14 protein-coding genes are annotated in these 16,618 nt (G+C 64.5%); 7 read left to right on the forward strand and 7 right to left on the reverse strand.

The window, feature by feature from the left end:
- Positions 1-10: 10 nt before the first annotated feature.
- The gene (locus NKK52_RS23300; protein WP_023752656.1) at positions 11-1,183 is read left to right on the forward strand and encodes an MFS transporter; all 1,173 of its coding nucleotides are present in this window, start codon (positions 11-13) and stop codon (positions 1,181-1,183) included.
- A gap of 11 nt (positions 1,184-1,194) precedes the next feature.
- Here NKK52_RS23300 and NKK52_RS23305 read toward each other — a convergent pair whose 3' ends face one another.
- The 4 genes from NKK52_RS23305 to NKK52_RS23320 form a co-directional block, all read right to left on the reverse strand.
- Positions 1,195-2,481, reverse strand: coding sequence for an MFS transporter (locus tag NKK52_RS23305; RefSeq protein WP_023684092.1), 1,287 nt, complete (start codon positions 2,479-2,481; stop codon positions 1,195-1,197).
- Positions 2,478-2,852 (reverse strand): hypothetical protein, encoded by a 375-nt coding sequence (locus tag NKK52_RS23310; protein WP_156939278.1) that lies wholly within the window; start codon positions 2,850-2,852, stop codon positions 2,478-2,480. Before NKK52_RS23310 ends, NKK52_RS23305 begins: the two co-directional genes overlap by 4 nt.
- A 15-nt stretch (positions 2,853-2,867) precedes the next feature.
- Positions 2,868-5,015, reverse strand: coding sequence for a TonB-dependent receptor (locus tag NKK52_RS23315; protein ID WP_245263105.1), 2,148 nt, complete (start codon positions 5,013-5,015; stop codon positions 2,868-2,870).
- A 337-nt stretch (positions 5,016-5,352) separates the two neighbouring features.
- The gene (locus NKK52_RS23320; RefSeq protein WP_023684089.1) at positions 5,353-7,536 is read right to left on the reverse strand and encodes a primosomal protein N'; all 2,184 of its coding nucleotides are present in this window, start codon (positions 7,534-7,536) and stop codon (positions 5,353-5,355) included.
- A gap of 90 nt (positions 7,537-7,626) precedes the next feature.
- Here NKK52_RS23320 and fsa point away from each other — a divergent pair, with 90 nt between their 5' ends.
- Positions 7,627-8,283, forward strand: coding sequence for a fructose-6-phosphate aldolase (fsa, locus tag NKK52_RS23325; protein WP_023684088.1), 657 nt, complete (start codon positions 7,627-7,629; stop codon positions 8,281-8,283).
- An 87-nt stretch (positions 8,284-8,370) separates the two neighbouring features.
- Here the strand turns inward: fsa and NKK52_RS23330 are convergent, their stop codons facing one another.
- Together NKK52_RS23330 and leuS are read right to left on the reverse strand one after the other, a co-directional pair.
- Entirely contained in the window at positions 8,371-8,967 is a 597-nt protein-coding gene (locus NKK52_RS23330; RefSeq protein WP_023684087.1) for an LPS assembly lipoprotein LptE, read from the reverse strand.
- Positions 8,954-11,581: a leucine--tRNA ligase gene (gene leuS / locus NKK52_RS23335; protein ID WP_023684086.1), complete on the reverse strand. Its 2,628-nt coding sequence runs from the start codon at positions 11,579-11,581 to the stop codon at positions 8,954-8,956. Before leuS ends, NKK52_RS23330 begins: the two co-directional genes overlap by 14 nt.
- Before the next feature lie 148 nt (positions 11,582-11,729).
- Here leuS and NKK52_RS23340 point away from each other — a divergent pair, with 148 nt between their 5' ends.
- From NKK52_RS23340 to NKK52_RS23355, 4 genes are all read left to right on the forward strand, one after another.
- Complete coding sequence (locus tag NKK52_RS23340; protein WP_023684085.1) at positions 11,730-12,392, forward strand: YggS family pyridoxal phosphate-dependent enzyme; 663 nt, start codon at positions 11,730-11,732, stop codon at positions 12,390-12,392.
- Positions 12,393-12,481: 89 nt separating this feature from the next.
- A complete protein-coding gene (locus NKK52_RS23345; protein ID WP_023684084.1) occupies positions 12,482-12,736 on the forward strand; it encodes a type II toxin-antitoxin system Phd/YefM family antitoxin in 255 nt (84 codons plus the stop codon).
- The gene (locus NKK52_RS23350) at positions 12,736-13,137 is read left to right on the forward strand and encodes a type II toxin-antitoxin system VapC family toxin (protein ID WP_023684083.1); all 402 of its coding nucleotides are present in this window, start codon (positions 12,736-12,738) and stop codon (positions 13,135-13,137) included. Before NKK52_RS23345 ends, NKK52_RS23350 begins: the two co-directional genes overlap by 1 nt.
- Positions 13,138-13,271: 134 nt before the next feature.
- The gene (locus NKK52_RS23355; RefSeq protein ID WP_023668653.1) at positions 13,272-14,321 is read left to right on the forward strand and encodes an aldo/keto reductase; all 1,050 of its coding nucleotides are present in this window, start codon (positions 13,272-13,274) and stop codon (positions 14,319-14,321) included.
- Between the two features lie 51 nt (positions 14,322-14,372).
- On the opposite strand, the gene NKK52_RS23360 is transcribed toward NKK52_RS23355, so the two are convergent.
- The gene (locus tag NKK52_RS23360; protein WP_023684082.1) at positions 14,373-15,281 is read right to left on the reverse strand and encodes a LysR family transcriptional regulator; all 909 of its coding nucleotides are present in this window, start codon (positions 15,279-15,281) and stop codon (positions 14,373-14,375) included.
- A gap of 127 nt (positions 15,282-15,408) precedes the next feature.
- Here NKK52_RS23360 and NKK52_RS23365 point away from each other — a divergent pair, with 127 nt between their 5' ends.
- Positions 15,409-16,590 (forward strand): MFS transporter, encoded by a 1,182-nt coding sequence (locus tag NKK52_RS23365; RefSeq protein WP_352512150.1) that lies wholly within the window; start codon positions 15,409-15,411, stop codon positions 16,588-16,590.
- The last annotated feature ends 28 nt before the right edge of the window (positions 16,591-16,618 follow it).

Genomic DNA, 16,618 nt, shown 5'->3' on the forward strand with positions numbered 1-16,618 from the left:
GACGACCGGTATGAAAAATCGATCTTCGCTTCTGCGCCGCCTGGCGATCGCGGTCTCGGCAATCGGCTTCGGCCAGTCGGCCTTCGTATCGCTCGTTCCCCTGGTGATGGAGCGGCTGAGGCTCGACACGTTTGCTATCGGCGCGGCAACTGCTGTCGGCGCGGCGGCCTTTCTGGTCGGCTCGCCGCTGTGGGGTCGCATGGGCGAGCGGCTTGGCCATGCCAGGCTGCTGCGCTTGCTCGGCCTCGCCATGCTGGCCGGCCAGACGGTGTTCGCCATTCTGCTGATAGCCGGCATGGGAGCCGCGCTCGGCATCGCTTTGCTGATGCTTTCGCGAACCGTGTACGGTTTTGCCGCGTCCGGCGTCATGCCGACGGCGCAGGTCTGGGCCAGCCGCTCGGTTGCCGATGACAGGCGACAGGCGGCGCTGGGACTGCTTGGAGCCGGCGTCAGCATGGGGCGGCTGGCCGGTGCGCTGGCGGCAACGGCTGCCGTCCTGTCGCCGCTGCTGCCGCCCATCCTGTTCCTGTTCAGCCCGCTGTTGCTGTGGCTCGCGCCGGGCAAAGGGGAAGCCGGCGGACGGAGCGACGGCAAGGCAGCCGACGTCGGCCGTGGAATATCGCCCTTCGATCGCCGCGCTCTGCCTTGCCTGGCGATGGGCTTGTGCCTGACGCTCGGCTTCGGACAGGTGCAGATGATGCTCGGCCCGATGGCCCAGCAGCGTTTTGGCCTTGGTGCGACGCAGGCCACGACGGTGACCGGCCTGGCCCTGATGCTGGTCGCCATCGTCATGGTTTTGGTCCAGGGACTGCTCATGGCGCGCCTGCGGCTGGCGGAGCGCAACAGCGTCGTCGTCGGCTGTCTCATGGTTTGCGTCGGCATGACGGCGCTGGCCGTCACGGCCAGCCATGTTGCCTCGGCAGTGTCTCTGGTGGTGGCGGCGGCCGGCATTGCCCTGGCGACACCCGGCTACACCGCCTGGCTGATGAAGCGCCTGGAGCCCGGCGAGCAGGGCGCGGCGGCCGGCTGGCTCACCAGCACCCATGTGCTCGGCCAGAGCATCGGCGCATTGGCCGGCGGCTTCGCCTTCACGCTCTGGCCTTTTGCGCCACTGGCTGGCTGCGCGGCGTTGGCGCTGGCCGCCGCCTGTCTCGCTGCCATGGTTCGTGAGACCGGGCGTTAGGAAGACCGCGCTCATTCGGCGACCTCCGGCAATGGCGGCATCGGAGTACCCGGTTGGGCTTTTGCGGTATCGGCGAAATGGGCATTCAACATGCGATAGGTCGCCACCACGGCTATGCCCGACAGCACGGTCGCCAGGGTGAACAGCGCGGAGTAGCCGAGCATGTCGGCGAGGCGCCCGGCAAGCATGGAGCCGACGAGGTAGACGATAAGCTGGACGCAGGACAGGATGGTGAAGTCGGTGCCCGGCTGGTCCGACGACGTCACGGCCATGAACAGGCTGTAGAGCGCCACGATCTCCATGTAGCGCACCAGCGTCTGCAGGAACGAGGCGCCGAAGATCGGCCAGAAGCCGGCGATAGCGCCGAAAGCATGCAGTGCAAAGATCAGGAAGCAGATGGTGCGCAGCGCGCCGAGCAGGCCGAGCACCGAGGCGGCGCCCCTTTTGTGCAGCAGCCATGCCGCCAGCGCCGAGCCGCCGAGCCCGACGGTGAGCGCGGCGCCGCCCGAGAGATAACCGATGATGTCGAGCGGCACGCCGGCATCGACGAGATAGGAGCCTTCCATCGACTTCACCAGCCCCTCGCTGGCGCGGTAGATGAGCGCGATCCACAGGATCTGGCGTGCCTCGGGCCGGCGCAGGAAACGCAGGATCGAGGGGCGGTCGATGGCCGCCTGCAGCGCGCTGGCGACGGGATCGGTCTCGCGCATGGCGAAGGCAGCAAACAGCGGGATGACGGACAGCGCGGCCACCATGGCCACCATGGTTTGCCAGCCGGCATGATGATAAACCAACAGGCCGAGCGTGCCGCCGAGAACGACGCCGAGCGCGACGGCGCCGCCCTGGATCGCATTGCCGATCGGCCTGTCCTTCGGGTCGAGATATTTGGCCGCGTAGCCGTCGGTGGCGATGTCCTGGGTCGACATCAACAGGCTCACGACAAGGCCGACGGCAAAGATACCGGCGACATCGGTCGGCTCGATCCAAAGCATGGCGGCGATGCCGGCGATGACGCCGATCTGGGTGATGATGACCCAGCCGGCGCGATGGGCGCGGGCCATTGGCCGAAAGCGGTCGACCAGCGGCGCCCATAGGAATTTCAGCACCAGCGGCAGCATCAGCAGCGCCATCAAGCCAATGGCGGTGCGCGACACGCCCTGCTCGCGCAGGATCGGCGGGATCGCCGCGGCAAACAGATAGCTCGGGATGGCCTGCGCCAGATAAAGGCAGGCGAGAACGACGAAAAGCCGCAGGCGCGAAAGCCCGGCGGGCGCCGGCCGGTCTGCGTCGGCGCTCATTTGACATAGTCCTTCGGTGCGTAACCGTTCAGGAAGGCGCCGGCCTCCGCCCGGCTGCGGGTGACGAGCACTGGAAAGCCGAACAGGCTTTGCCAGATGCGCTGCATGTTCTCGTCGACGGCGGTGCGCACCAGCGCACAGGCGCGGCAGGCTTTTTCGAGCTGCTCGCGTTCCGCCTTGTACCAGAGGTTTTGCGCCTTGCGCTGGGCGTCGCTCAGCGCGATCTCGATGCGGATATCGACCAGGAGCACGAACGGCTCCCGTTCCTGCGAAAGGCGGCCGAGCGCCTCGATATAGCGCGCGCCATCCGCCGGATCGGCTGGCGCTTCTGCCAGCAGCGAGACTAATGCACCGTTTCGTTGGAGAGACACCGCCACCGCCGCCCCTCAGAATGTGATCTGATAGGACAACGCAACCGAACGTCCCAGACCCGGAACGTCGGCGCCGCGGGTCGCCGATGCGGAAGGGTTGATGTAGTAGGTGTCGAACACATTGCGCACGGCAAGGTTCAGCACGCTTTCATTGCCGAACGTCTTCGAGACGGCGAGATTGACCAGTGCTGCACCGTCCAGTTCCTGGGTGGCGATGCGGTCGCGTCCGGAAAACAGCTCCAACTCGCTGCGCAGGGTCAGCTCGTTCTCGAAACGGGTGGTGAGATAGACCAGGCCCTTGTAGGTCGAGGGGACACGGTTGTTCGGCAGATACTCGTTCGCTTCGATGTGGCCGTCGCGATCCGCGTCGTATTTGCCTTCGACATAGCCGACCGATCCGCCCAGCGTGAACATGCCGCTGAGGTCTGCCTCGAGATTGGCTTCGACGCCCCAGATACGTTCCTTCTGCTGCGACACCCGGTTGTTGACGATGTCGTAGCTGACGCCGTTGTCCGAGGTCGACAGATAGGTGCTGACGCCGCCGCGATAGTCGCCCCAATCGCCGCGCAGACCGGCTTCCCAGGTGTTCACCAGCTGGGGTTCAGGCGCGATATCGGCATAGCTGATCGCGTAATCCGGCGCGTTGGTGCACGGCAGCAGCGGCCGGATGGCGGTGCCATAGGCGTCGCAGGTTTCGGCGTTGGAGTTCAACCCGGCGCGGCGGGTGAAGCCGCCAATGTCGGTCAGGCTGTAGCCTTGCGAGAAATTGCCGAAAAGCTGCATCCTTTCGGTCAGATCGTAGACGGCGCCGGCGTTGAAGGTGACGGCGTCGTAGTCGAACGAGCCGCCGGTCACCCGGATCGCCGGCAGGCCGATAATGTTGCGGCCGAGCAGAACGGCAGCGGCAGGCCGGGTGAAGTCTTCAACATTGAGATAAAACTGGTCGTAGCGCGCGCCGCCGCTGATGCGAAAGCGATCCGTCACCGGAATTTCGCCTTGCGCAAACAAGGCAACCGAGTTCTGGGTCGTGGGCGAGATGGCGTCCTGACCGTTGGTCAGCTGCTGATCGGTGGCATCGAAGACGTAGTCGGCGCCCCAGGTCAGCGTGCTGCCCTGAGTGATAAAGTTCATCGGCGTGTTGACGGTCAGGTTGACGCCGCTGCGCCGCGATTGCAGCGCCGTCTGGTTGAAGTCGGCGGTCGGGTCCGTACCCGGCGGCAGGATCACCGGCCGCGTCGGGTTCGTCGGTAAATACACCTGGCTGTTGACGGCCGAGAATTTGGTAAAGGGCGACTGCTTGAAGATGTCGTTGTAGAACGCCTTGACCTCGAGGTTTCCGAGCGCGAAGTCGCTGTCGGTGTATTTGGCGGTCAGATATTTCGAATCTTCCTTCAGCGGCTTGCCTTCATAGGGATCGCCGAAATCCGGGGAGACGGGATTGGTCGTGTAATCGGTGAACCAGTCCGGCTTCTGGTTGGCATAGGTCCAGTCGACGCTGGCCTCGAAGCGCCTGGAATCGAACTGGTAGCCGGCCACGCCGAAGAGATTGCCCGTGCCGGTGCGGTCGCCGCCGCCTTGCCCAAGCATGGCGTCCGAAGCCATCTCGTTGCCGTGGCCGTCATAGGTGCGGCGCGACAGATCACCGGACGCCGAGAAGAAATAGTCGAAATCGCCTTTCTTGCCCTCGACCGAGACACTGGTGCTTGGCTCGGCCGATTTGCCGGGGTTCTCGGTGAAGGCGGTGACGCCGGTGCGCACCGTCACCTTCGGCTTGTCGCTGTCGCCGCGTTTGGTGATGAAGTTGATCGTGCCGCCGGTGGCGCCGGCGCCATAAAGGCTGGAAGCGCCGTTGATGACTTCGATGCGCTCGACCGAATTCAGGTCGATCATCGACAGGATGCGTGACACGTCCCGCAGCGGCGTGTTGCGTGGCACACCGTCGACCATGATCAGCACGCTGCGGCCGCGGAAGGTTTCCGAGGCGCCCGAAATGGTCTGGTTGCGTGGCGCGTAGCCGGGGACGATGCGGCTGATCAGGGTCGCGGCGTCGATGTTTTCCTGCGCGGCTTCCTCGACCTGTTGCCGTTCCACGACCTGAACGGACTGGGCAACGCTGGAAATGGACCTTTCATTGCGGCCGGTGACCAGGATCTGATCGAGCACGGTGGCTCCCTGCTGGTCCGTCGGAGCGGCTTCCTGGGCAAATGCCGCGCCTGCCATAATCGACGAACCCAAAGCCGATGACCAAAGAAGCGTACTGAAAAATCTGCGCATGCTGTCCCCATCCATGCCCTGGTCCCCAGCGCCAGAGCGGAAAGGCCCAGTTATAATTCATGATAAAACGAGTCAACATTTATTTTGTGGCTTTTCAAATCAGGATTAGTCAGCGAACCGATGAGAGCCGGGTACATGAACGGCGCGCATTTTAGCCGGCACTAAGATGCTGAGTTTTCTTGACAAACGGCTTACGGGCGGCCGGCGGCGGCGTCAGCCTTTGTGCTTACAAGAAGCTCTGCGGATCGATGTCGACCTGCACGCGGACCGAGCCGCGCTGCTTCGGCCCTTCGGCCAGCATGGTGCGGATGAAGCCTTGGATGTCGGCGCGCTTTTCACCCTGGATCAGCAAACGGAAACGATGGCGCCCACCGAGCAGCGACAGCGGCGCCTCGGCCGGACCGAGCACGAACAGGTCGCTGGCCTGGGGTGCTGCACGGCGCAGGCCGCGCGCGTGGCCTTCGGCCTCGGCCCGCGTCACCGCACTGACGATGACGCCGGCAAGCCTGCCGAAGGGCGGCAGGGCTGCCCGTTCGCGCTCAGTGATCTCGCGTTCGTAAAAGGCCTCGGCATCGCCCGAGACGATCGCCCGCATCACCGGATGGTCCGGCTGGAAAGTCTGCAGCAGGCCGAGGCTCTTCTTGCCGGTGCGGCCGGCGCGGCCGGTCACCTGGCTGAGCAACTGGAAGGTGCGCTCAGCGGCGCGGGGATCGCCATTGGCGAGGCCGAGATCGGCATCGACGACACCGACCAGCGTCATGTTGGGAAAGTTATGGCCCTTGGCGACCAGCTGCGTGCCGATGACGATGTCGGCCTCGCCATTGGCAATGGCCTCGAGCTCCAGCCGCAGCCGGCGCACTCCACCCATCAAATCGGATGACAGGACGATCGTGCGCGCGTCGGGGAAATGCGCCACGACTTCTTCAGCTATCCGCTCGACGCCAGGCCCGCAGGCGACCAGATGGTCGAGCGTGCCGCATTCCGGGCAAGCCTCCGGCCGCTTCTCATTGTGCCCGCAATGATGGCAGACGAGTTGGCCGCGAAAGCGGTGCTCGACCAGCCAGGCCGAACAAACCGGGCAGCCGAAGCGGTGGCCGCAGACACGGCACAGCGTCAGCGGCGCATAGCCGCGCCGGTTGAGGAACAGCAGCGACTGCTCCTTCTTCTCCAGCGTACGTTGCATCTGGTCGATCAGCAGCGGCGACAGAAAGCCGCCGCGGGCCGGCGGCGCGCGCCGCATGTCGATCGTCTTGAGATCGGGAAGCGCGGCTTCGGCAAAGCGCGCCGACAGCACCGCCCTGCTGTAGCGGCCCTGCTGCGCATTGACCCGGCTTTCGACCGATGGCGTCGCCGACGCCAGCACCACCGGGAAGCCGCTGATATGGCCGCGCACCACCGCCATGTCGCGCGCATTGTAGAAGACGCGATCCTCCTGCTTGTAGGCGGGGTCGTGCTCCTCGTCGACGACGATCAGCCCGAGCTCGCGGAACGGCAGGAACAGCGCCGAACGCGCCCCGGCAACGACGCGCACGCCGCCTTCCGCCACCTGTCGCCAGACCTTTTCGCGCATTCGGGGCGGCAGGTCGGAATGCCATTCCGCCGGCTTGGCGCCGAAACGCTGCTGGAAGCGTTCGAGGAAGGCATGCGTCAGCGCGATCTCCGGCAGCAGGATCAACACCTGCCTGCCCTGGTCGAGGGCTGCCGCCACCGCCTCGAAATAAACTTCCGTCTTGCCCGAGCCGGTGACGCCGTCGAGCAGCGTGACGTTGAAAGCAGCGGCCGCGACATTGGCGCGCAGCATGGCGGCCGCGTCTGCCTGGTCCGGCATCAGCTCCGGCATGGCGTAGGAGGGATCGGGCGCGGCGACCACCGGTCGAGGCGGGATCATCACCGTCTCGAACACGCCTTGCGCCTTGAGTCCCTCGACCACCGTCGACGACACGCCCGCCGCGTGCGCCAGGCCGGATCGCGTCCAGGCAAGCCCCCCTTCCGCCGTCTCCAGCACGCGCGTCCTGGCATCCGTCATCCGGTCGGGCATGACGAGGGTCCGCTGCAGGCCCTCGATCCATGGTTCGGGATCGAACGCCTCCGGCGCGCGCAACAGCATGCGCGCCACCATGCCGGGCGGCGACAGCGTGTACTGCGCCACCCAGTCGACGAAGCGGCGCATGCCGCGGTCGATCGGCGGGCAGTCGAAGACCTGTTCGATCGGGCGCAGCTTTTTGGCGTCGATATTCTCGACCGCACCATCCCAGACGATGCCGGCAACCTGGCGCGGACCGAGCGGCACGCGCACGATCGAGCCCGGCACCACGCGCACGCCGGCAGGCACAGCGTAGGTGTAGGGCCGTTCGGCCGGCATCGGCACCAGCACCGGCGCGGCTGCGACAAAGGGCGAATCTTCGATCATCGGGCGTGACCTTGCCCCGACTTTGGTCTAGATCAAAGGGCAACCCGGAATGTGCATGGCATGCACATGGAAATCTTTCAGGAGACCCCCATGAAATTTTTTGTCGACACCGCTGACATCAAGGACATCAAGGAACTGAACGACCTGGGGCTGCTCGACGGCGTGACCACCAATCCCTCGCTGATCCTGAAATCCGGCGGCAAGATCGCCGAGGTCACCAAGCAGATCTGCGACATCGTCAAGGGCCCGGTTTCGGCCGAGGTCGTTGCGATCGAATACAAGGACATGATGGCCGAGGCCAACATCCTGGCCAAGATCGCCGACAATGTCTGCATCAAGGTGCCGCTGACGCTCGACGGCCTGCGCGCCTGCAAGACGATCCGCACCGAGATGAACCGCATGGTCAATGTAACGCTGTGCTTCTCGGCCAACCAGGCGCTGCTGGCGGCAAAGGCCGGCGCCTCGTTCATCTCGCCCTTCGTCGGCCGCGTCGACGACACCGGCGCGGACGGCATGGAGCTGATCCAGGAGATCCGTCAGATCTACGACAATTACGATTTCGACACCGAGATCCTCGTTGCTTCGGTTCGCACCGTGAACCACGTCAAGCAGGCAGCCCTGATCGGCGCCGATGTCGTTACCGCGCCGGCCGCGACGCTGAAGGCGCTGGTCAAGCACCCGTTGACCGACAAGGGCCTGGATCAGTTCGCTGCCGACTGGGCCAAGACCGGCCAGAAGATCGGCTGAGATCGGTTCGATACAAACAAAAAGGCCGGGAAACCGGCCTTTATGTTGCGGACTGCTAAAAGTCTAGTTGGCAGCGCCAGGGAATGCTCAGGCCTTCTTGCCGTGCCTGACCAAGTCCTGGGCGACCGACAGGCTCACCATTTCAGCCAGCTCACGCGCGGCGCGGTTCTCGGCGTCGAGCTGTGCCCGGTAGGAGGCGAACTCCTGCGTCGGCTTGTCGAAGGATGATGGGATCGACCGTTTGCCGGTTGCGATCACCACGCCGGTCCTGGCATCGGTCAGCACATAGTTCGCCGTCAGCGTCACCGTGCCTGCCGTCGGCTCGTCTTCGTCGGTCTGGATCTGCACCACCGCGGCCGATTCGACCAGTTCGGTGACGCCGAGATCGAGCATGTAGACCGGCGCCGGCGGCTCGCCGGCGCCTTGGCCAAAGGCAAAGATCAGATTGTTGCGGACCTGCTGGGCGTAGCGTGTCTTGACCGGCTTGACCGCGACCGACGCCAGTTCCGCCGAAGCGCTGACCGTGGAGCCGGCGCTCAGCGGCGCGCTGGAATAGAGCGGCCTGACCGTACAGGCCGAAACCAGCGCCATCGAAGCGACCATGCCGTACAGCGCTGCGCGGCGCAGCAAGCGCGCCGTCTTTTCCAGATCAGGCCCCATCCTTCTGAAGTCAAACAACGACATTGACGATCCTCTGCGGCACGATGATCACCTTGCGGGGCGCCTTACCTTCCAGCGCTTTCTGCACGAAGTCGAGAGCCAGAACCGCTTTTTCGATCGCACCTTGGTCCGCGTCGCGGGCAATTGTCAAATAGCCGCGCATCTTGCCGTTGACCTGGACCGGCAGCACAACCTCGTTGTCGACGACCAGCGCCGGATCGTAGACCGGCCAAGGCCGTTCGGCGACCAGATCAGTGCCGCCCAGCGTGTGCCAGCACTCTTCGGCCAGATGCGGCATGACCGGCGCGACCACATGCACCAGGATCTCCACCGCCTCGCGGCAGGCGCCTTTCAGCGCCGCATCGGCCTTGCCCTCGGCAACGTCGTTGAGCGGCGTGTTCAAGGCATTGGCAAGTTCGTAGATGCGGGCGATGGCCCGGTTGAAGCCGAGCTTCTCGATATCCTCGCCGATAGCCTTCAGGATCTTGTGCGCGGCCTTGGAAACGGCGCCCGCCTCGCCCTCCTTCGCCGCCTGCGGCTTGACGCCGTCGAGCGTCTCGGCGGCGATCGACACCAGGCGCCAGATGCGCTGGATGAAGCGGTGCGCGCCGGCCGCGCCGTCGTCGGTCCATTCGACGTCGCGCTCGGGCGGCGAATCCGACAGCATGAACCAGCGCGCAGTGTCGGCGCCGTAGCCATCGGTGATGTCTTCCGGGCTCACCGTGTTCTTCTTCGACTTCGACATCTTTTCGAGCGAGCCGATCGCTGCCTCTTCGCCGGTGGCGATCTCGATGGCGCGGCGCGTGCCGCCGGCATCCTCGATCCTGACCTCAGCCGGCGACAGCCAGCGGCCATTGTTCGACGCACCGCCGACGCGGTAGGTCTCATGCACCACCATGCCTTGCGTAAACAGGCCCTTGAACGGCTCGGCGAGGTCGAGATGACCGGTCGCGCGCATGGCGCGGGTGAAGAAGCGCGAATAGAGCAGATGCAGGATCGCGTGCTCGATGCCGCCAATATACTGGTCGACGGCCAGCCAGTCATCGGCAGCCTTCGGCTCGGTCGGCTCATTGGCCCAGGGCGCGGTGAAGCGGGCGAAATACCAGGACGAATCGACGAACGTGTCCATCGTGTCGGCCTCGCGCCGCGCATCCTTGCCGCATTGCGGGCATGTGACATGCCGCCAGGTCGGATGACGGTCGAGCGGATTGCCGGGACGGTCGAACTCGATGTCGTCGGGCAGCTTGACCGGCAGGTCGGCCTTCGGCACCGGCACCACACCGCAATCCTCGCAATGGATCATCGGGATCGGACAACCCCAATAACGTTGCCGCGAAATACCCCAGTCGCGCAGGCGGAAGTTCACCTTGCGCTCCGCCATCGGCCGGCCGCCGATGGTCTTCTGCTCCAGCAGTTTCGCGACCTCGTCGAACGCCTGCTCCGGCTTCATGCCGTCGAGAAAGCGCGAATTGATCATCACGCCATCGTCGTCATAGGCCTCTTCCGTGACCTGGAAGGTCTTTGCGTCACCATCTTCCGGCATCACAACCGGAATGACCGGCAGGCCGTATTTGTTGGCGAAGTCGAGGTCGCGCTGGTCGCCCGACGGGCAGCCGAAAATGGCGCCGGTGCCGTATTCCATCAAAACGAAATTGGCGACATAAACCGGCAGTTTCCATGAGTCGTCGAACGGATGGACGACGCGGATGCCGGTGTCGAAGCCTTTCTTCTCGGCAGTCTCCAGTGCGGCCACCGACGTGCCCATATGCCTGATTTCGTCGATGAACTTGGCCAGCTCGACATTGGTCTCGGCGGCCTTCCTGGCCAGCGGATGGTCGGCGGCGACCGCCATGAAAGAGGCGCCGAAAATGGTGTCGGGCCTGGTCGTGTAGACTTCCAGTTCGTTCGCATCGCCGATCGGAGCGGCCAGCGGCCAACGGATCAGCAGCCCTTCCGAGCGGCCGATCCAGTTCTGCTGCATCAGCTTGACCTTTTCCGGCCATTCGCCAAGCCCGTCCAGCGAGTCCAGCAGGTCCTGCGCGTAGTCGGTGATCTTGAAGAACCACTGCGTCAGCTCGCGCTGTTCGACCAGCGCGCCCGAGCGCCAGCCGCGCCCGTCGATGACCTGCTCGTTGGCGAGCACCGTCATGTCCTCCGGGTCCCAGTTGACCTTGGAGGATTTGCGCGTCACCAGCCCCTTCTCGACGAAATCGAGGAACAGCATCTGCTGGCGGTGGTAATAGTCGACGTCGCAGGTGGCGAACTCGCGCGACCAGTCCAGCGACAGGCCCATCATCTTGAGCTGCTCGCGCATGGCGGCGATGTTGGCGTAGGTCCATTCCTTGGGATGGACCTTGTTCTGCATCGCCGCATTTTCGGCCGGCATGCCGAAAGCGTCCCAGCCCATAGGGTGCAGCACGTTAAAACCCTTGGCCCGCTTGTAGCGCGCCACCACGTCGCCCATCGTGTAGTTGCGGGTGTGGCCGATATGGATCTTCCCGGAGGGATAGGGGAACATCTCCAGCACGTAGTATTTCGGCTTCGGATCGTCGTTATGCGCTTCGAACAGCTTCTTTTCGGCCCAGGCCTTCTGCCATTTGGGCTCTGACGCGCGCGGATTGTATCGTTCGGTTGCCATCGGATGATTTTCACTTAAAAGCAGGCGCAGACCGCCGGACAAGGCCCGGTGGCCAAGGTAAATGTCGTCGCGGTGTTCACCATGGATTGCCGGACCCGTCAACTGCGGCGAGCCGGCCAAGACGATTAAAGACAGGCAGGATATGGGCATGGCCAGCGCCGTCGAACAGTTTTTCGCCGTCAAGACGAGGATCGCTGCCACCGAGCGCGAGGCCGGCCGTGACGCCGGTTCGGTGACGCTGGTTGCGGTGTCGAAGACTTTTGAGACCGACGTCATCCGCCCGGTCATCGAGGCTGGCCAGCGCGTCTTCGGCGAAAACCGCGTGCAGGAAGCGCAAGGCAAATGGCCGGCCTTGAAAGCGGAATTCCCTAATATCGAACTGCATCTGATCGGCCCGCTGCAGTCGAACAAGGCGAGGGAAGCCGTCGCTCTCGCCGACGTCATCGAGACCGTCGACCGCGAAAAGCTCGCCGCCGAACTCGCCAAGGAAATCGTGCGCCAGGGCCGCACGCCGAAACTCTACGTCCAGGTCAATACCGGCTCGGAGCCGCAAAAGGCCGGCATCGAGCCGGGCGACGCCGTTGCCTTCGTCGCCCGCTGCCGCGATGTCCATGGCCTCGCCATCGAAGGCCTGATGTGCATCCCGCCGGCCGACGAAAACCCCGGCCCGCATTTCGCCCTGCTGGAAAAGCTCGGCAAGGAGGCCGGGGTCGCAAAACTGTCGATGGGCATGTCCGGCGACTTCGAGACCGCCATAGCCTTCGGCGCCACCAGCGTCCGCGTCGGCTCGGCGATTTTCGGCGGCCGATAAACCTCGGTGATCTCGCCGCCCTAACAGTAGCATTGTTGCTGCATCGCTGCAGCGATGCTATATCTAGCCAAGCTAGCTAGGTACCTTCCATGAACTGGCATCTGCAGGACGCAAAAAACAATCTCTCGAAGCTGGTTCAGCAGGCTCGTGAAAAGGGCCCGCAGACCATCACCTTGCGTGGAAAGCCCGCTGCTGTCGTGTTGGCCGCTGAAGAATACGAAAGGCTCGTCGGCTCTAAGCCCTCACTTGCGGAATACCTTCTTTCCGGTCCCGAATGGGACGACGACTTCGTCGAAGAGGTCAATCGCCGCTCCAAGGGGCCCGGCCGAGACGTGGACCTCTGATGTTTCTTCTGGATACGAACGTCGTGTCGGATGCGCGAAAGCGAGGGGGGCCAGTGGCGGATTGGATAATCAAGCAAGAGCGCCAGTCTCTGTTTCTAAGCGTCATCACGCTCGGTGAAATCGCACGCGGAATCGAAATGAAGCGGCGAAACGACCCCGACACTGCAAACCATTTAGCAACGTGGTTCCACGGTCTGCGCCACAGCTACGAAAACCGAATTCTCGGCATAGACGAGAACATCGCTGCCCAATGGGGTCGCATCTCCGCGATCCGCACGCGCGGCGACGCAGATGGGCTTATAGCCGCGACGGCGCTCTTCCACGATCTCATACTGGTCACACGCAACGTCGCCGATTTCGACGATACTGCCGTCACAATGTTCAACCCTTGGGAAGCCTGACCCGCCTCTGTTGATCCGGTGTTGGGTCGGCCGCAGGTTGAGCCAGAGCCGGCCCATCATTGTGCCACCACTGGAAACGAAACGCACCGTTCCTATTTGCTTGGCGTCATCACCAATCTGCTGGAGCCGCCACCATGCGCTACAATCAACTCGGAAATACGGGGATGTTCGTCTCCGAACTGTGCCTCGGAACCATGACCTTCGGCGCCGCCGGCGAGAATGCCCAATGGGGCCTGATCGCCAGCCTCGACCAGAAGGGCGTCAACGACATCGTTGCCCGTTCCATCGCCGCCGGCGTCAATTTCTTCGACACGGCCGACGTCTATTCATTCGGCCAGTCCGAACGCCTGCTTGGCCAGTCGCTCAAGGATCTTGGCGTCAAACGCTCGGACGTCGTCATTGCCACCAAGGTGCATGGCGCCATGGGCCAGGGCCCGAACGAGCGCGGCTCTTCGCGCGGCCACATCATGGATTCGGTCGAGGGCAGCCTGGAGCGGCTGCAGCTAGACCATATCGATCTCTACCAGCTGCACGGCACCGACACCGTGACGCCAGTCGACGAGACGCTGCGGGCGCTCGACGATCTCGTTGCCAGCGGTAAGGTCCGCTATGTCGGCGTCTCCAACTGGGCGGCCTGGCGCATCGCCAAGGCGCTGGGCGTTGCCGAGCGCAAGGGATTTTCCCGCTTCGAGACCATCCAGTCCTATTACTCGATCGCCGGCCGCGACCTCGAGCGCGAGATCGTGCCGCTCATCAACGAGGAAAAGCTCGGCCTGATGGTCTGGTCGCCAATGGCCGGCGGCCTGCTGTCGGGCAAATACGGCCCCGGCGCGCCCGGCAATGGCGAAGGCCGCCGCGCCGCCTTCAACTTCCCGCCGGTCGATGAGGACCGCGCCTGGGCGGCCGTCGCCGTGATGCGCGAGATCGCCCAGAAGCACGGCGTCAGCGTCGCCACGGTGGCGCTCGGCTATGTCCTGGCCAAACCTTTCGTCATGAGCGTCATCATCGGCGCCAGCCGCATGGAGCAGCTCGAGCAGAACCTTGCCGCGGCCGAGGTGAAGCTCGACGCCGACGATCTCGCCAGACTGGATGAGGTCAGCGCGCTGCCGGCCGAATATCCCGGCTGGATGCTGGAGCGTCAGGGCGCCGGTCGCCGCCCGGCGCCGTTCACCCCGAAGAAATAGTCACCGCTGTCGCCTGATGCTTGGGGGGTCATCTGGCTCCCCAACGTCTTTTCAGCTCATCCGCACGCTCTCGACCAGAAAGTCGAGAAACGCCCGCACCCGTGCGGGCAAATGCCGGCCTTGGCCGACATAGACGGCGTGGGTAGGCTCCTCGTCGCCCGGATTGAAATCCTCCAGCAGCGCCGTCAGCCGCCCCGCCGCGATGTCATCGGCCACATGCCAGTGTGCCAGCCGGGCGATGCCGGCGCCGCCGACCGCCATCAACCGCATCGACTCGCCATCGCCGACCAGCGTGTTTCCGGTGATCGGCACCATGACGGCGTTCCCGGTTGCATCGACAAACGACCAGCCATCGACATGCCGGACAAAGCCGAAAGCCATGCGATTGTGCCGGCTGAGATCGGCTGGAATCAGCGGTGTGCCATGTGTCTTGAGATAGGACGGTGCGGCAACGACCGTCATCCGGGTTTGCCCGAGCTTGCGCGCCACCAGCCGCGATTCGCCGAGCGGCCCGGCGCGGATGGCGACGTCGGCACGCTCAGCCATCAAATCGATGACGCTGTCGGTCAGCACCAGATCGACCGAAATCTCGGGATAGCGTTCGAGGAAATCAGGCAGCAGCGGGATCAGCCGATGCACCCCGAAGGGCACATAGGAGTTGACGCGCAGCCGTCCGCGCGGCGCGGCACCCACGGCCGCCTCGCGCTCGGCCGCCGCCATATCGGCTAGGATGCGCACCCCGCTGTCATAGAACGCCGTCCCTTCCGGCGTCAGCTGCAGCTTGCGCGTCGAGCGGGTGACCAGCCGCGCGCCGAGCCTTGCCTCCAGTCGCGCGATCAGCTTGCTCACCGCCGACGGTGTCATACGCAGCGAACGAGCCGCAGCCGAGAAGCTGCTCGCGTCGACGACGCGGACGAACACTTCGATCTCGCCGGAACGGTTGATGTCGGGTCTGGCCATCTGTGAATCTATTTCACAGGAAATATGCCCAAGGCAAGTCTGGTTCACAAGGCATGGCAACACGATCTCTGCGGTCGGGGCGCGGGTCTGGACAGCGCGCTCATTCGAGTTCGAACTGGAAACCGCCATGCCTCTTGCTCTCTACGCCCTCGCTGCCGGCGCCTTCGGCATCGGCGTCACCGAATTCGTCATCATGGGGCTGCTGATCGATGTCAGCAAAGATCTCGGAGTCTCGATCTCGGCCGCCGGCCAGTTGATTTCGGGCTACGCGTTGGGCGTTGTCATCGGCGCGCCGCTTTTGACCATCGCCACCGGCAACTGGCCCCGCAAGACCGTCCTTCTGGCCCTTATGGCGATCTTCACGCTCGGCAACCTCGCCTGTGCGATCGCCCCCGACTACTGGACGCTGATGGGCGCCCGCATCATCACCGCCTTTGCCCATGGCACTTTCTTTGGCGTCGGCTCGGTGGTCGCCACCGGCCTGGTCGCGCCCAACAAGAAAGCCTCGGCGATCGCGCTGATGTTCACCGGACTGACTATCGCCAACATCCTCGGCGTGCCCTTCGGCACCTGGCTAGGCCAGGCCTTCGGCTGGCGCGCCACCTTCTGGGCGGTAACCCTGGTCGGCTTGGCAGCCTTTGCCGTCATCCTGCTTCTGGTGCCGCGCAGCAAGGAAGCGCCCGAGAAGACCAATCTGCGCGCCGACCTCGCCGTGCTGCGCCGCACGCCGGTGCTGCTCGGCCTCGCCACCACCGTGCTCGGCTATGCCGGCGTCTTCGCCGTCTTCACCTACATCGCCCCGCTGCTCACCGAGATCAGCGGCTTCAGGGAGGCCGCGGTGTCGCCGATCCTGCTCGTCTTCGGCGGCGGTCTTATCGCCGGCAATCTGCTTGGCGGCAAGGTCGCCGACCGCTGGTTGGTGCCAACGGTGCTCGGCAGCCTCGTGGTGCTGGCGTTGGTGCTGGCCACAATGACCTTCGCCGTCCACAGCCAAATCCTGGCCGTCATCTATGTCGGCCTGCTTGGTGCCGCCGCCTTCGCCACCGTGGCGCCGCTGCAGATGTGGGTGCTGGAAAAGGCGCAAGGCGCGGGCCAGAGCCTCGCCTCCTCCTTCAACATCGCCGCCTTCAACCTCGGCAATGCCGCCGGCGCTTGGCTTGGCGGCGCGGTGATTGCCCATGGCCTCGGCCTCGGCTCACTAACCTGGATCGCCGCTTTGCTGCCGGTCGTGGCTCTTGGCGTCGCTGCCCTGGCGCTGCGCCTCGATCGCGCCCCCACAATCGGGGCGCCGGTCTGCGCCCAGTCATGAGCATCACGCGCAATCCTTCTTCGACATC

Origin of the sequence: Mesorhizobium sp. C277A, from assembly GCF_040324395.1 — a bacterium.
Taxonomy (GTDB): domain Bacteria; phylum Pseudomonadota; class Alphaproteobacteria; order Rhizobiales; family Rhizobiaceae; genus Mesorhizobium.

Bases quoted from the DNA above. Each gene is read 5' to 3' on its own strand.
- NKK52_RS23330 (WP_023684087.1), bottom strand. From the start codon at position 8,967: ATGTCGTTGTTTGACTTCAGAAGGATGGGGCCTGATCTGGAAAAGACG.
- NKK52_RS23340 (WP_023684085.1), top strand. From the start codon at position 11,730: ATGGCCAGCGCCGTCGAACAGTTTTTCGCCGTCAAGACGAGGATCGCT.
- NKK52_RS23320 (WP_023684089.1), bottom strand. From the start codon at position 7,536: ATGATCGAAGATTCGCCCTTTGTCGCAGCCGCGCCGGTGCTGGTGCCG.
- NKK52_RS23305 (WP_023684092.1), bottom strand. From the start codon at position 2,481: ATGAGCGCCGACGCAGACCGGCCGGCGCCCGCCGGGCTTTCGCGCCTG.
- NKK52_RS23360 (WP_023684082.1), bottom strand. From the start codon at position 15,281: ATGGCCAGACCCGACATCAACCGTTCCGGCGAGATCGAAGTGTTCGTC.
- fsa (WP_023684088.1), top strand. From the start codon at position 7,627: ATGAAATTTTTTGTCGACACCGCTGACATCAAGGACATCAAGGAACTG.
- NKK52_RS23355 (WP_023668653.1), top strand. From the start codon at position 13,272: ATGCGCTACAATCAACTCGGAAATACGGGGATGTTCGTCTCCGAACTG.
- leuS (WP_023684086.1), bottom strand. From the start codon at position 11,581: ATGGCAACCGAACGATACAATCCGCGCGCGTCAGAGCCCAAATGGCAG.
- NKK52_RS23350 (WP_023684083.1), top strand. From the start codon at position 12,736: ATGTTTCTTCTGGATACGAACGTCGTGTCGGATGCGCGAAAGCGAGGG.
- NKK52_RS23345 (WP_023684084.1), top strand. From the start codon at position 12,482: ATGAACTGGCATCTGCAGGACGCAAAAAACAATCTCTCGAAGCTGGTT.
- NKK52_RS23300 (WP_023752656.1), top strand. From the start codon at position 11: ATGAAAAATCGATCTTCGCTTCTGCGCCGCCTGGCGATCGCGGTCTCG.
- NKK52_RS23365 (WP_352512150.1), top strand. From the start codon at position 15,409: ATGCCTCTTGCTCTCTACGCCCTCGCTGCCGGCGCCTTCGGCATCGGC.